Genomic DNA, 243 nt, shown 5'->3' with positions numbered 1-243 from the left:
CAGACCAGCAGGCTTTTGTCACCTGAATCGAGCCAATAGCCGGTGTGCCCGGCGGTGTGGCCCGGAAGCGGCATCGCTGTGATGCCGGGCAGCACCTCGCCGCCCTCGATAGTACGCAGTCTGTCGCGATAGCCATCGAACGCCTGACGCGCGACGAGGAAGTTGCCACGGGCGCGCTCGGACGCGCGGCTCAGATTGCCGTCATCCTGCCAGAACGCGACTTCCCGATGGTGGGCGACAAGC

At 65.8% G+C, this 243-nt stretch carries 1 pseudogene; it reads right to left on the bottom strand.

What is annotated here, in order from left to right:
• Window positions 1–243, bottom strand: a pseudogene (locus tag JZX87_RS31150) (MBL fold metallo-hydrolase); the annotation flags it as partial.

Source organism: Agrobacterium sp. Ap1, assembly GCF_017313375.1.
Taxonomy (GTDB): Bacteria; Pseudomonadota; Alphaproteobacteria; order Rhizobiales; family Rhizobiaceae; genus Neorhizobium; species Neorhizobium cellulosilyticum.
This window is presented reverse-complemented; position numbering and strand designations above follow the sequence as displayed.